Origin of the sequence: Rhizobium grahamii CCGE 502 (assembly GCF_000298315.2) — a bacterium.
In the GTDB taxonomy this organism is placed as follows: domain Bacteria; phylum Pseudomonadota; class Alphaproteobacteria; order Rhizobiales; family Rhizobiaceae; genus Rhizobium; species Rhizobium grahamii.
This window is the reverse complement of the sequence record NZ_AEYE02000008.1, coordinates 182962-197090: the sequence shown is the minus strand read 5'-3', so window position 1 is coordinate 197090 and position 14129 is coordinate 182962. Positions and strand designations below refer to the sequence as shown.

General features: G+C 61.6%; 13 protein-coding genes and 1 pseudogene. 11 read left to right on the top strand and 3 right to left on the bottom strand.

From position 1 onward, the window contains the following. Window positions 1-31: 31 nt before the first annotated feature. A complete protein-coding gene (locus RGCCGE502_RS06745; protein ID WP_016553424.1) occupies window positions 32-853 on the bottom strand; it encodes an AraC family transcriptional regulator in 822 nt (273 codons plus the stop codon). A gap of 179 nt (window positions 854-1032) precedes the next feature. Here RGCCGE502_RS06745 and alr point away from each other — a divergent pair, with 179 nt between their 5' ends. Further along, entirely contained in the window at window positions 1033-2199 is a 1167-nt protein-coding gene (gene alr / locus RGCCGE502_RS06740; protein ID WP_016553423.1) for an alanine racemase, read from the top strand. A 5-nt stretch (window positions 2200-2204) separates the two neighbouring features. Here alr and RGCCGE502_RS06735 read toward each other — a convergent pair whose 3' ends face one another. Beyond that, window positions 2205-2840: a LysE family translocator gene (locus RGCCGE502_RS06735; RefSeq protein WP_016553422.1), complete on the bottom strand. Its 636-nt coding sequence runs from the start codon at window positions 2838-2840 to the stop codon at window positions 2205-2207. A gap of 151 nt (window positions 2841-2991) precedes the next feature. Here RGCCGE502_RS06735 and radA point away from each other — a divergent pair, with 151 nt between their 5' ends. The 4 genes from radA to RGCCGE502_RS06715 all read left to right on the top strand — a co-directional run bounded on the left by radA (window position 2992) and on the right by RGCCGE502_RS06715 (window position 7595). Continuing rightward, the gene (gene radA, locus RGCCGE502_RS06730) at window positions 2992-4395 is read left to right on the top strand and encodes a DNA repair protein RadA (RefSeq protein ID WP_016553421.1); all 1404 of its coding nucleotides are present in this window, start codon (window positions 2992-2994) and stop codon (window positions 4393-4395) included. A gap of 93 nt (window positions 4396-4488) precedes the next feature. Next, the gene (locus RGCCGE502_RS06725) at window positions 4489-5112 is read left to right on the top strand and encodes a CvpA family protein (protein WP_016553420.1); all 624 of its coding nucleotides are present in this window, start codon (window positions 4489-4491) and stop codon (window positions 5110-5112) included. A gap of 172 nt (window positions 5113-5284) precedes the next feature. Then, window positions 5285-6775, top strand: a complete 1491-nt coding sequence (gene purF, locus RGCCGE502_RS06720; protein WP_016553419.1) for an amidophosphoribosyltransferase — start codon at window positions 5285-5287, stop codon at window positions 6773-6775. A gap of 79 nt (window positions 6776-6854) precedes the next feature. Next, window positions 6855-7595 (top strand): SDR family NAD(P)-dependent oxidoreductase, encoded by a 741-nt coding sequence (locus RGCCGE502_RS06715; protein WP_016553418.1) that lies wholly within the window; start codon window positions 6855-6857, stop codon window positions 7593-7595. A 7-nt stretch (window positions 7596-7602) separates the two neighbouring features. Here the strand turns inward: RGCCGE502_RS06715 and RGCCGE502_RS06710 are convergent, their stop codons facing one another. After that, entirely contained in the window at window positions 7603-8331 is a 729-nt protein-coding gene (locus tag RGCCGE502_RS06710) for a glycoside hydrolase family 25 protein (RefSeq protein WP_016553417.1), read from the bottom strand. A gap of 371 nt (window positions 8332-8702) precedes the next feature. Between RGCCGE502_RS06710 and cysS the strand changes: the two genes are divergently transcribed. The 6 genes and pseudogenes from cysS to cimA all read left to right on the top strand — a co-directional run bounded on the left by cysS (window position 8703) and on the right by cimA (window position 14126). Further along, entirely contained in the window at window positions 8703-10094 is a 1392-nt protein-coding gene (gene cysS, locus RGCCGE502_RS06705) for a cysteine--tRNA ligase (RefSeq protein ID WP_016553416.1), read from the top strand. After that, window positions 10091-10567, top strand: a complete 477-nt coding sequence (locus RGCCGE502_RS06700; protein WP_016553415.1) for a GFA family protein — start codon at window positions 10091-10093, stop codon at window positions 10565-10567. The genes cysS and RGCCGE502_RS06700 overlap by 4 nt, the downstream gene beginning before the upstream one ends. Then, window positions 10564-11052 (top strand): GFA family protein, encoded by a 489-nt coding sequence (locus RGCCGE502_RS06695; RefSeq protein WP_016553414.1) that lies wholly within the window; start codon window positions 10564-10566, stop codon window positions 11050-11052. Before RGCCGE502_RS06700 ends, RGCCGE502_RS06695 begins: the two co-directional genes overlap by 4 nt. After that, a pseudogene (locus RGCCGE502_RS35200) lies at window positions 11049-11524 on the top strand (GFA family protein). Before RGCCGE502_RS06695 ends, RGCCGE502_RS35200 begins: the two are co-directional and overlap by 4 nt. Beyond that, entirely contained in the window at window positions 11521-12480 is a 960-nt protein-coding gene (pip, locus tag RGCCGE502_RS06690; protein ID WP_016553412.1) for a prolyl aminopeptidase, read from the top strand. Before RGCCGE502_RS35200 ends, pip begins: the two are co-directional and overlap by 4 nt. Before the next feature lie 29 nt (window positions 12481-12509). Next, window positions 12510-14126, top strand: a complete 1617-nt coding sequence (gene cimA / locus RGCCGE502_RS06685) for a citramalate synthase (protein ID WP_016553411.1) — start codon at window positions 12510-12512, stop codon at window positions 14124-14126. The last annotated feature ends 3 nt before the right edge of the window (window positions 14127-14129 follow it).

The following is a 14129-nucleotide window of genomic DNA, read 5'->3' as shown; positions in this document are numbered from 1 at the left end:
GCCCGGCCGCGGCCGTATTGAACGAAAGTGATCAGCGGGCGCGATATTGTCCCGGCGTGACGCCGGTTCGCGCCTTGAAGTGACGGGTGAAGTGCGCCTGATCAGCAAAACCGCACTGAATTGCCACATCGGCCGGCGCCTTGCCGTCCCGCAACAGTTTGCGCGCTTCACGCACCCGCTTGTCAGTCAGAAAGGCATGCGGGGTGATGTGATATTCGCGGCGGAAGGCCCGGATGAGGTGCGCGCGGCTTAGGCCGGCGACCGCCGCCAGTTCGTCAAGGCCGATATCGCTGTCGAAATTGTCGGTCAGATAGTCGCGGGCGCGACCGACTGCGGAGCGCTCCTTGGTGTCAACCGGTGTCACGATCGTGCTGCCATAGCGCTGGAAGATCGCAGCCAGCACGCGGAACATCCCTTCCTCTGATTCCAGCGCTCCGGCGCCGCTCTCGAGCACACGATGGGCGGCATGGAAGGCGGCGGCCATCTCGGGATCGTTGAGAAGCTCCTTCGGAAAGGAGGGTGTGGCGTTGAAGGCCTTGCCGGTGACGTCTTCGAGGATATCGACGAACAGCTTCGTGTCGGGATAGATCATCCGGTAACGATATCCCTCGCCGCCCGGCACGCCGTCATGCACGACGCCGGGGTCGATGAGATAGAGATCGCCGGCGCCGGTCTCCTCCCGGACGCCCTTCATCGTCGCGATCTGCGTGCCGCTTTCGATCGCGCCGATACTGAAGGTGTCGTGCGCGTGAGGCGCATATTCATGTGTCAGGAAGCTTGCGCTCAGACACTCCATGTTGCGAAATCGCCGATCACGCCAGAAGCGAGTCCGCTCGGCGCCTGCAAGCGGCATCGCGTCGGCCGCCTCTTTCTGCGATACATTTTCCATCGAACCAATCTATCGCCGGCGCTACCCTGCGTCTTGAACAAAAGTGATCGCCGCGCCGATATCTCCTTGGCCTGCTTTCACTTTGCCTTATTGATCCTTAGACTGCCGTGCGACAAGCACTCTCCCCTCTTTTGTGAAGCACGATGACTGATTTTGTTGATAGTTTCGAAGATCAAGACCCATTCGATTCGGCCGGCTTGCGCCTGACCGTCGATCTGACGGCACTCACCGAAAACTGGAAGGACATGGCGCGACGCTCCGGCAAGGCCCGTGCTGCCGCCGTCGTGAAGGCAGATGCCTACGGCACCGGGATCGAAGACGCCGGTGAAGCGCTCTTCATGGCCGGCGCACGCGATTTCTTCGTCGCTACCGTCGACGAAGGCGTGACGCTTCGGCCTTATGCGCCTGACGCCCGCATTTTCGTCCTCTCGGGTGTCTGGCCCGGTACAGAGCGACGCCTGTTCGAAAATGACCTCGTGCCGGTGATCTCATCGGAAGAGCAACTCGCCTTCTGGATGGCGGTTCTTGCCGACTACGGCGATTACCCCTGCGCGCTTAATGTCGATACGGGCTTCAACAGGCTGGGCCTTTCCATGCACGAGGCCATGGCGCTCGCCGATGACGTCTCACGCCCGGCCAGTTTTGCGCCGGTGCTTGTCATGAGCCATCTCGCCTGCAGCGACGACCATTCCTCTGACATGAACAGGCAACAGCTTGAATCATTTCGGCAGGTTAGCGCAGCCTATGAAGGCATCGATTCAAGCCTTGCGGCATCGGGCGGCATCTTTCTTGGCAGCGACTATCACTTCGATCTCACCCGCCCCGGCATCGCGCTCTACGGCGGTGAAGCCATCAACGGCATGGCAAACCCGATGCGACCGGTGGTGACCGCCGAGGCACGTGTCATTCAGGTGCGCTCGGCCAAGGCAGGCGAGTCCGTCGGCTATGGCCGCGCCCTGCAACTGAACCGCGACAGCAAGCTCGCCGTCGTGTCGGCCGGCTATGCCGATGGCTACCTGCGTAGCCAATCGAGCGGTGGCGTGCCACTGCGTCAAACGGTGCCGCAGGGCGGCCTAGGCTTCGTGGCCGGACGGAAGGTGCCCGTTGCCGGCCGCATCACCATGGACCTGACGATTTTCGACGTCAGCGATCTTCCGGAAAATGCAGTGCGGGCAGGCGATTACGTCGAACTGTTCGGAAAGAACGTACTTGTCGACGACGTCGCTCGGTCAGCGGGGACGATCGGCTACGAGATCCTGACCAGCATTGGCCTTCGCCACGAGCGGCGGTATCTCTTCGAAGACGAGTGAGCTTCTTAGCGGGTGGTCAACGCCAGCCGCACGCCGAGCGCCACCAGCAGCGCACCAAGGCCGCGATCGAGCCATAGGCCGATGCTTCTCTTGCGCTTGACGAGATCGGCAAGGCGCCCTCCGGCGAGGATGAGCGGCGGTTCGATGAAGGCCGCGACGACAATGATCAGGACGCCGTGGACCGCCAGCTGCAGCCAGGTCGGCCCGGCGCCTTCGACCACGAATTGCGGTAGGAAGGCTAGGAAGAAGATCGCAACCTTCGGGTTCAGCAGTGAAACGAGGATGCCCTGCCTGTAGACGCGGCGCCAGGGCAGGACATCCTTTGCAGCATTGACCAGGCCGCCATCACCCTTCGAGCGCAGAGCCTGAATGCCGAGCCAGACGAGGTAGATCGCGCCGACCCACTTCACGGCAGAGAAGGCGACCGCCGAAGCGGCGAGGATCGCCGAGAGACCGAATGCCGCCATCGCTACATGCAGGCTGGCGCCGGTCCAGATACCAAACAGGGCGGCAAAGCCGGTCCTCGTCCCGCTTTTGACAGTGTGGCCGAGAATGAAAGCCATGTCCGGACCGGGCGACAGGTTCAGCAGAACCGCCGCGGTCAAGAACGCGATCCAGTGCGCGAGCGAATAGTCCAGCATGGTCGTTGCCTCCAAGACAGTGGAGAACAAGTGCCACCGCAGCCCCTTATAGGGAAATCATTAGTTTTGATCGGTGCGGGGAATGATTATTTGAGCAATCAAACTGATTCGATGCGGCGCGCCGGCGACCATCCAACCGAAAGCATGACTGATGGCGAAGGCCAGGACACAATTCATCTGCCAGAGCTGCGGCGCCGTCCATAACCGTTGGGTGGGCAAGTGTGACAGCTGCGGCGAGTGGAACACCATCGTCGAGGAAGACCCGATGGGCGGCATCGGCGGCGGGCCGACCAAGACGCCGAAGAAGGGCCGCCCAGTGGCATTGACGGCACTCTCGGGCGAAATCGAGGAAGCGCCGCGTATCCACACGGGAATTTCGGAACTCGATCGGGCACTCGGCGGCGGATTCGTGCGCGGCTCGGCCGTGCTGATCGGCGGCGATCCCGGCATAGGTAAATCGACACTGCTGATGCAGGGCGCGGCGGCACTTTCGCGCCGCGGCCATCGGATCATCTACGTCTCGGGTGAAGAGGCGGTTGCTCAGGTGCGGTTGCGGGCGCAGCGCCTGCAGGCTGCCGATACAGACGTGCTGCTCGCCGCGGAAACCAACGTCGAGGACATTCTCGCGACGGTGGCCGAAGGCAAGCGCCCGGATCTCGTCATCATCGATTCCATCCAGACGCTCTGGAGCGAATTGGCCGACTCCGCTCCGGGCACCGTCACGCAGGTCCGCACCGGCGTTCAATCGATGATCCGCTTCGCCAAGCAGACAGGGGCTGCCATGGTTCTCGTCGGCCATGTCACCAAGGACGGGCAGATCGCCGGACCGCGTGTCGTCGAGCATATGGTCGATGCAGTGCTCTACTTCGAAGGCGATCGCGGCCATCACTACCGCATCCTGCGTACGGTCAAGAACCGCTTCGGCCCCACCGACGAGATCGGCGTCTTCGAGATGTCGGACAAGGGGCTGCGCGAGGTCGCAAATCCATCCGAGCTATTCCTTGGCGAGCGCAATGAGAAATCGCCGGGAGCTGCCGTTTTTGCGGGTATGGAAGGCACACGCCCGATCCTGGTGGAAGTGCAGGCGCTTGTTGCCCCGACCTCGCTCGGCACGCCCCGCCGTGCCGTCGTCGGCTGGGATTCGGCGCGCCTGTCGATGATCCTCGCCGTACTTGAGGCCCATTGCGGCGTTCGGCTTGGGCAGCATGACGTTTATCTGAACATCGCAGGCGGTTATCGTATTTCCGAGCCGGCCGCCGATCTCGCCGTCGCCTCGGCCCTGGTTTCGTCGTTGGCCGGTATTGCCCTACCGGCCAATTGTGTCTATTTCGGCGAAGTCAGCCTGTCGGGCGCCGTCCGGCCGGTTTCACAGACGTCCCAGCGCCTCAAAGAAGCCGAGAAGCTGGGCTTTTCTGCCGCGCTGCTTCCCTCGGCGTCAGCCGACCTGCCAAAGGGTTCCGGCGGTCGCTGGAGCGAGATCGAGAGCCTTCCGGACCTGGTTGCACGTATTGCCGGGTCGAAAGGCGCACTGCGACGTGTGGAAGAAGAGGTTTGATCCTTTCATCGCCAGCACCGGTGATGCTATAGGAAGCACGCAATGAGGCGCGACCAAGCCGTAGATAAACGGCGGTCCTGGAGTTGAATTTATATGCCCATTACGATTTTCGACGGTATTGTCATCGGCGTCGTTCTTTTCTCCGCCGTACTTGCGATGGTCCGCGGCTTCTCCCGCGAAGTTCTTTCGATCGCAAGCTGGGGCGGCTCTGCAGCCGCCGCCTACTATTTCTATCCGTATCTGGTTCCCTACGCGAAGAAGTACACCGATGACGACCGCATTGCGATCGTCGGCTCGGCCGCGGTGGTGTTCCTGATCGCGCTGATCGTGATCTCCTTCATTACCATGAAGATCGCGGATTTCATCATCGACAGCCGGATCGGCGCTCTGGACCGCACTTTGGGCTTTCTCTTCGGCGCGGCTAGGGGCATACTTCTTCTCGTCGTCGCCGTCGCCTTCTGGAATTGGCTCGTGCCCGAAAACCGTCCGTCCTGGGTGAACAACGCCAAGTCGAAGCCGTTCTTGGACTCGATGGTCGTCAAGTTGCAGTCCGTGCTGCCGGCCGAGTTCGCGCAGATGGTACGGGCGAGCGTGATGGACAAAATTCAGCCGCAGGGCGGCAATACTGAGAGCGGCGACGCGCCGGCATCGGACCAGGCGCCAGCCGAAGACGCAACGCCCGCCCCTGCGAATGGTGCACAGCAGCCGTCTAATTGACGCAGTGTTCAACAGCTTGACCCGCCACCTGGCAATTGCCATTTGAGCGGAACGTGAATAAAGGTCCGGCCGGGCATCCGCTCCGTCGGGCCTCAGCCGTTTAAAACGCATGATCACGGCGGCATGCTATGGAAAAGCCGATCCATTCTTGTGAGAGCAAAGGCCCGCATCGATGAACCAGTCTCATTCCTTGACGCTCAATGACGAATTCGATGGAGACACCCTCCACGAAGAGTGCGGCGTCTTCGGCATTCTCGGCCATGACGATGCGTCGACGCTGACGGCGCTTGGCCTGCATGCCCTTCAGCATCGCGGGCAGGAAGCGGCCGGTATCGTCTCCTTCGACGGACTGCGCTTCCACTCCGAGCGGCATATGGGCCTGGTCGGCGATCACTATACCAATCCGACCACCCTCGCCCGCCTGCCGGGCAATATCTCGATCGGCCACAATCGCTATTCCACAACAGGCGAAGTCGCGCTCCGCAACGTGCAGCCGCTTTTCGCTGAACTTGAAGTCGGCGGCATCGCCATTGCCCACAACGGTAATTTCACCAACGGCCTGACCCTTCGTCGCCAGCTGATCGCCGGTGGCGCCATCTGTCAGTCGACCTCCGATACGGAAGTCGTTCTCCACCTCATCGCCCGCTCGCGCTACACCTCCACGGCCGACCGCTTCATCGACGCGATCCGTCAGATGGAAGGCGGCTATTCGATGCTCGCCATGACGCGCACGAAGCTGATCGCCGCACGCGATCCCACTGGTATCCGTCCGCTGGTCATGGGTGAGCTCGACGGCAAGCCGATCTTTGCTTCGGAAACCTGCGCACTCGACATCATCGGCGCGAAATTCATCCGCGACGTCGAGAACGGCGAAGTCATCATCTGCGAGATCCAGCCTGACGGTTCGATCTCGATCGACGCGCGCAAGGCCGGCAACGGCCAGCCCGAGCGGCTTTGCCTCTTCGAATATGTCTACTTCGCCCGTCCGGACTCGGTCGTCGGCGGCCGCAGCGTCTATGTTGCTCGCAAGAACATGGGCATCAACCTTGCCAAGGAAGCGCCCGTCGACGCCGACGTCGTCGTCCCTGTTCCCGATGGCGGCACGCCGGCAGCCCTCGGTTACGCCCAGGAAAGCGGCATTCCGTTCGAATACGGCATCATCCGCAACCACTATGTCGGCCGCACCTTCATCGAGCCGACACAGCAGATCCGTGCTTTCGGCGTTAAGCTGAAGCATTCCGCCAACCGGGCGATGATCGAAGGCAAGCGCGTCGTGCTCGTCGACGATTCGGTCGTGCGCGGCACCACCTCGCTGAAGATCGTGCAGATGATCCGCGATGCCGGCGCCAAGGAAGTGCACCTGCGCGTCGCAAGCCCGATGATCTACTATCCTGATTTCTACGGTATCGACACGCCGGATCGCGAGAAGCTGCTGGCCAACCAGTACGACAGCCTCGAAGCCATGTGCAAATATATCGGCGCGGACTCGCTGGAATTCCTGTCGATCAACGGCCTTTATCGCGCCGTCGGTGGCGAGGATCGCAACGACGCCCGTCCGCAGTTCACCGACCACTACTTTACCGGCGACTATCCGACCCGCCTTCTCGACAAGGACGGCGAAACGATGGGCCGCAAGGTTTCCTTGCTGGCGACGAACGGCTGACAGCCATTGGCTTTGACATTTGACCAAGGGGCGCTTATTGCGCCCCTTGCTTTTTCAGCTACGGGGGAACCGCGGGACCATGACACTCAACCTTGAAGGCAAGATCGCGCTCGTCACCGGCGCCTCCCGCGGCATCGGCTATTTCACCGCGTTGGAACTGGCAAAGACCGGGGCACATGTGATCGCCTGCGCCCGCACCGTCGGGGGTCTTGAAGATCTCGATGATGCCATCAAGGCCGTCGGCGGCTCGGCAACCCTCGTTCCCTTCGACCTTGCCGACATGAACGCCATCGATGCGTTGGGCGCCTCGATCTTCGAGCGCTGGGGCAAGCTCGACATTCTCGTTGCCAATGCCGGCGTGCTCGGCGTGATTTCGCCGATCGGCCATGTCGAAGCAAAGACCTTCGAGAAGGTGATGAACATCAACGTGACCGCGACGTGGCGGCTGATCCGCTCGGTCGATCCGCTGCTGTCGCGCTCGGACGCCGGCCGTGCCGTCATTCTCTCGTCCGGTGCCGCGCACAAGTGTCGCCCGTTCTGGGGGCCCTACTCCGCGTCCAAGGCTGCCGTCGAGGCGCTTGCCCGCACCTGGGCCGGCGAAACGCAGCGCACGCCGCTTCGCATCACCAGCGTCGATCCGGGCGCGACCCGCACCGCCATGCGCGCCCAGGCCGTTCCGGGTGAAGATCCCGATACGTTGCCGCATCCCTCCGAGGTCGCCAAGGCGATCCTGCCGCTGGTCGGCCCTGATGTGACCGAGACCGGCAAGCTCTTCATCGTGCGCGAGAACAAGCTCGTCGACTACCGCCTGCCGGAATAAGCCTGCCTCAGTTGGCCGTCAAAACCGGGAACAGGTGCGCGAAGCCTGTTTCCGACGGGCACAGCGCGTTGAGGTCAACGGAGCCTTGAATGCCGTCGAGCCTACCGTTGTCGGCGAACTGCCAGATTGACCAATCACCGCAATCGTTCTGACGAGGCTCCTGCGCGATGCTGCGCAGCCAGAGATAGTGATCCGGAAAGCGCGCCTCGTTTCCTTTGATATACTGCTCAAAGAACTGCTGGTTCAGATAGAAGATCGGCTTGCCTGGATAGGCACCGTTCAGTTCGTCGAAGAACGCTTTGATTTCCGTGCTCAGCTCGTCGAGCGTCGGCACCTTGCCGCAGTTGCCGGTGAATTCGAGATCGATCGCGATCGGCAGCGCATCCGGTTCGACTGGCACCGCTTCGATCAGATTGCGCGCCTGATCACGGCCGGGGCGGCAGAAGGTGAAGAAGTGATAGGCGCCGCGCACGATGCCTGCGTCTTTCGCAGCCTTCCAGTTTTCTGCAAAACGCGTGTCGCGGTGGTCGCCGCCCTCCGTCGCCTTCATGATCGCGAAGCGGACCTTCGCCTGGCGCGACAGCGCTTGCCAATCGATGGCGCCCTGATGATGGCTGATGTCGATACCCTGTATGGGATAGTCCGCGAGTGTCGGGGAAACGAATGGTGCCATGACGCGATCGTATGCCAAATACGATGCGACCGCGACAGCCAGAATCACCGCTGCGAGGACCATTCGATTGAGGGTTTTCACGTCACGGGGCTTCCTCACTTCCTGGCGCGTTGTAGCAGAATTTTGTGGGGCTCGTGCGAATGGGACCGGCCCGGCCCTTTCGCTTGCGCTTCGGGCGTTCGTCGCTGCAATCGATTCACTGGATCGATTGCTCTGGCTTGCGCCGGACCGCTTCTCACCCCTCTTGACCAAACCCCGTTCCCGCGCCATAAAACCCGCCATGAAAACGGTTATCTGCATTATCTGCCGGAAGATTATTCGCTAGCGCGCTCGCTGGCCTGGCCGTTTTCGTCTCCTGAAAAGTCCAAGATGAGAAACGCCCCGGCCCGCCGGTGGCAGAGTTTTTTCGGATCATTGCATTTGGGAGAGTAGACATGGCCGGCGCGCCAGACACTAAGAAGCCGGAACTGAAGCTTTACAACACGCTGACACGCGAAAAGACGGCCTTTGCGCCGATCGATCCGCAAAATGTCCGCATGTATGTCTGCGGTCCGACTGTCTACGACTTCGCCCACATCGGCAACGCGCGCCCGGTCATCGTCTTCGACGTGCTCTTCCGGCTGTTGAACCACGTCTATGGTTCTGAGCACGTCACCTATGCGCGCAATATCACCGACGTTGACGACAAGATCAACGCACGTGCGCTTCGCGACTATCCCGGCCTGCCGCTCAATGACGCCATCCGCGCAGTGACTGAGAAGACCGAGAAGCAGTTCCTCGACGACGCCAAGGCGCTCGGCTGCCTTGAGCCCTCGGTCCAGCCGCGCGCGACCGACAATATTGGCAAGATGATCGAGATCATCGAAAAGCTGATCGCCAACAGCCATGCCTACCAGGCATCGGGCGAAGTGCTGTTCGACACGAAATCGATGGCCGATTACGGCCAGCTCTCCAAGCGCAATCTCGACGAACAGCAGGCCGGTGCCCGTATCGCCGTCGACGCGCACAAGAAGAATCCCGGCGACTTCGTGCTGTGGAAGCTCTCGAGCGACAACGAGCCCGGCTGGGAGAGCCCATGGGGCCGCGGCCGTCCGGGCTGGCACATCGAGTGCTCTGCCATGAGCGAGCGCTATCTCGGCGAAGTCTTCGACATTCATGGCGGTGGCCTGGACCTGATCTTCCCGCACCACGAGAACGAGATCGCCCAATCGCGCTGCGCGCATGGCACCAAGGTCATGGCGAATATCTGGATGCACAACGGCTTCCTGCAGGTCGAAGGCCGCAAGATGTCGAAGTCCGAAGGCAACTTCGTCACCATCTACGAGCTGCTGCACACTGAGAAATTCGGCGGCCGGCAATGGCCGGGCGACGTGCTGCGCCTTGCGATGCTGATGACGCATTATCGCGAGCCGATCGATTTCTCGGTCAAGCGCCTCGAGGAAGCTGAACGCCTGCTTTCGAAGTGGCCGGCAGCAGATGCTGCGGGCGCGCAGCCTGACGCCGCGGTGGTCAATGCGCTGGCCGACGACCTCAACACCGTGGCGGCAATCCAGGCATTGCACGCGCTTGCCCAGTCAGGCGATCACGCCACATTCGCAGCCAGTGCAGCCCTGCTCGGCGTCCTGCCCGAAATGGCGGAGATCGACGAAGCGGTTGCCATCGAGATCGACCGCCGCGTCAAGGCGCGACTGGAACTACTGAAGGCAAAGAACTTCGCGGAGGCAGACAAGATCCGCGACACGCTGTTGGCCGAGGGCATCCAGCTCAAGGACGGCAAGGATGCGACGACCGGCGAGCGCGTGACCAAGTGGGAGGTGAAGAGATGACCACCTATACCGGTGGGTGCCAGTGCGGCGCGATCCGCTTCCGGGTTCGCGGGACGCTCAAGGATTCATCCATCTGTCATTGCCGCATGTGCCAGAAGGCTTTCGGCGCCTACTACGCACCGCTGGTTTCTGTGCGGGGTGCCGAGTTCGAATGGACGCGTGGCGAGCGCAAGCTTTTTCGCTCCTCCAACCTCGTCCAGCGCGGCTTCTGCGCCGATTGCGGGACGCCTTTGACCTACGAGGCGCCGGATGGAGTGGCGGTGGCGGCAGGCGCCTTCGACGATCCTTCCGCGCTTCCGCCCGTCATCCAATTCGGCACCGAGCGCAAGATCGATTTCGTCGATCACCTGCACGACTTGCCTGCCCGTGAGACCGATGAGGACGCCGAGGCTGCGCCCTTCCTGCACGACATCGTCTCCTACCAGCATCCGGACCACGACACGACCAAGTGGCCCGAGGAGAGGAACTCGTGACAAAGGCTGCGGTTCTGAGCGGAGGTTGCCAATGCGGCGCGGTACGCTACCGGGTCGTTGGCGAACTCGGCTATCCGCACCTTTGCCACTGCCGCATGTGCCAGAAGGCGGCCGGAAACTACTTCATGCCGCTGGCATCGGCCCAGCGCAGGGATTTCGCCGTGACCCGCGGCGAGCCGAAGTGGTTTCACTCCTCCGATATCGTCCGCCGCGGCTTTTGCGCCGACTGCGGCACGCCGCTTTTCTTCGATACCCCGGACGCCGACGGCATCAACATCGTGCTTGGCTCCCTTGATAATCCTGACACTGTCAAGCCGGTGATGCAGTCGAACACAGGACGCAGGATGAGTTGGTTCCACGAGCTCGCTGCCCTGCCTATCGAGCCGGAACCGGAAACGCCCGATCGCGAGAACGCGATTGCCGCCAGCAATCACCAGCACCCCGACCACGACACAGCCCATTGGCCAACCGGAGCCTCAGCATGAGCGAACCCATTCGAACCGGCGGCTGCCAGTGTGGCGCAGTCAGATTCCGTGTCAGCGGCAAGCTTGGCCGCCCTTCGATCTGCCATTGCCGCATGTGCCAGAAGCAATTCGGCGGCTTCTTTTCCGCGCTCGTCACCGCGCCTGACGAAAGCATGGAGTGGACACGCGGTGAGCCCAGCTATTTCCAGTCTTCCATCAACATCGAGCGCGGCTTCTGCAAGGACTGCGGCACGCCGATGACCTACCGCCACCCGGGGGGCTGGAGCTGGCAATCGGTACGTTCGACGATCGAACCGACCTGGCGCCGCAGATCCAGGTCAACTACGACGCACGCATTCCCTGGGTCGAGACGATCTTCGACCAACCTATCCACCAAGACCCGGATTATTACTCGCAGCAGGAGAAGATCATCTCCTTCCAGCACCCCGATCACGATACCGCAATCTGGCCAGCCAAAGGCGTCAAAATATGACAGAAGTGCTCCGTACCCTCTATCCTGAAATCGAACCCTACGCCTCGGGTCACCTTGACGTCGGCGACGGCCACAAGATCTATTGGGAGCGTTCGGGCACACCGGGTGCAAAGCCGGCGGTGTTCCTGCACGGCGGACCGGGCGGCGGTTTCTCGCCGAGCCACCGCCGTCTGTTCGATCCCGCCCTCTACGATGTGCTGCTGTTCGACCAGCGCGGCTGCGGCAAGTCCACGCCATACGCCGATCTCAACGCCAACACCACCTGGCACCTCGTCGCCGACATCGAGCGGCTGCGCGAGATGGCAGGTGTTGAAAAGTGGCAGGTGTTCGGCGGCTCCTGGGGTTCGACGCTGGCGCTTGCATATGCCGAGACGCACCCGGAGCGCGTGTCAGAGCTGGTTGTGCGCGGCATCTACACGCTCACCAAGGCCGAGCTCGACTGGTACTATCAGTTCGGCGTGTCGGAGATGTTCCCCGACAAGTGGGAGCGCTTCATCGCCCCGATCCCGCCGGAAGAACGCCATGAGATGATGCTGGCTTACAATCGCCGCCTGACCGGTGCCGACCGGGCCGCCGCCCTTGAGGCTGCGCAAGCCTGGAGCATCTGGGAAGGCGAGACGATCACTCTGCTGCCGGAAAAGTCCACCAGTGGCAAGTTCGAGGACGCCGACTTCGCCTATGCCTTTTCCCGGATCGAGAACCATTTCTTCGTCAATGCCGGCTGGATGGACGAAGGCCAACTGCTGCGCGATGCCTACAAGCTGAAGGACATTCCCGGCGTCATCGTGCATGGCCGTTACGACATGCCATGCCCGGCCAAATATGCCTGGCTGCTGCACAAGGCTTGGCCAACGGCCGAGTTTCATCTGATCGAAGGCGCCGGCCATGCCTATTCTGAGCCCGGTATCCTCGACAGGCTCATCCGCGCCACCGACAAGTTCGCCGGAAAGCAATAACAGGCCGCAAGGCTGACAGGACCACCATCATGACTCGCGAAAAGATCTACCTCTTCGACACGACGCTCCGCGACGGGCAGCAGACTCCCGGCATCGACTTCTCCGTCGAGGACAAGATTGCGATTGCGAGCATGCTGGATGAGTTCGGCCTTGATTATGTCGAAGGCGGCTATCCCGGTGCCAATCCGACGGATACTGCCTTTTTCAATGAGAAACGCACGACACAGGCAGGCTTCGTTGCCTTCGGGATGACGAAGCGAGCCGGTATCTCAGCCTCGAACGATCCCGGGCTGGCGAGCCTGCTGCAGGCCAAGAGCGATGCAATCTGCTTTGTCGCCAAGAGCTGGGACTACCACGTAAAGGTGGCGCTTGGCTGCACCAACGAGGAAAACCTCGAAAGCATTGCGGAGAGCGTCAAGGCCTGCGTCGCCGCGGGCAAGGAAGCGATGGTCGATTGCGAGCATTTCTTCGACGGCTACAAGGCAAATCCCGCGTATGCTATCGACTGTGCAAAGACGGCTTATGAAGCAGGTGCGCGCTGGGTCGTGCTCTGCGATACCAATGGCGGCACTCAGCCACCGGAGATCCGTGCGATCATCGAGGCGCTAATCGCCGCGGGCGTTCCGGGACACTGTCTCGGGATCCATGCCCATAACGATACCGGCCAGGCGGTGGCCAATTCGCTCGCGGCTGTGGAGGCCGGTGTGCGCCAGATCCAAGGCACGTTGAACGGGATCGGCGAGCGCTGCGGCAATGCCAATCTCGTGACGCTGATCCCGACGCTGGCGCTCAAGGAAACTTACACCCAACGCTTCGAGACCATGATCGACAGCGACCGGCTGACCAACCTGACGCGGTTGTCGCATGCGTTCGACGAGCTTCTGAACCGCTCGCCCGATCACCAGATGCCGTATGTGGGCGCCTCCGCTTTCGCGACCAAAGCCGGCATTCATGCTTCGGCTCTGCTGAAAGATCCTCGCACTTACGAACATGTGACGCCTGACAGTGTCGGCAATTTCCGAAAGGTCATGGTCTCAGATCAGGGCGGCAAGGCGAACTTCATCAATGCCTTGAAGCGGCGTGGCATCGAAGTTGGCAAGGACGACCCGAAGCTCGACCACCTGATCACGCTGGTCAAGGAACGCGAAGCATCCGGCTATGCCTACGAGGGCGCCGATGCGAGCTTCGAGCTTCTCGCGCGCCGCACACTCGGAACCATCCCGGAATTCTTCTCGGTCGATGGCTTCCGCGTCATGGTCGAGCGCCGCTTCGATTCCCACGGCCGCGTGAAGATCGTCTCGGAAGCGGTCGTGAAGATTGTCATCGACGGTCAGACGATCATGTCGGTTGCCGAAGGCGACGGTCCGGTCAACGCGCTCGACCTCGCGCTACGCAAGGATTTCGGCAAGTACCAACACGAGATCGACGATCTTGTGCTGGCGGACTTCAAGGTGCGTATCCTCAACGGGGGTACCGAAGCCATAACCCGCGTTCTGATCGAGTCCACGGACAGTGACGGCGTTCGTTGGTGGACGGTCGGCGTATCCGAAAACATCATCGACGCGTCGTTCCAGGCGCTGATGGATTCGGTGATCTACAAGCTGATGAAGAACCGCCAGCTGGCGGGCAAGATTGCCGCCGAGTAGGTT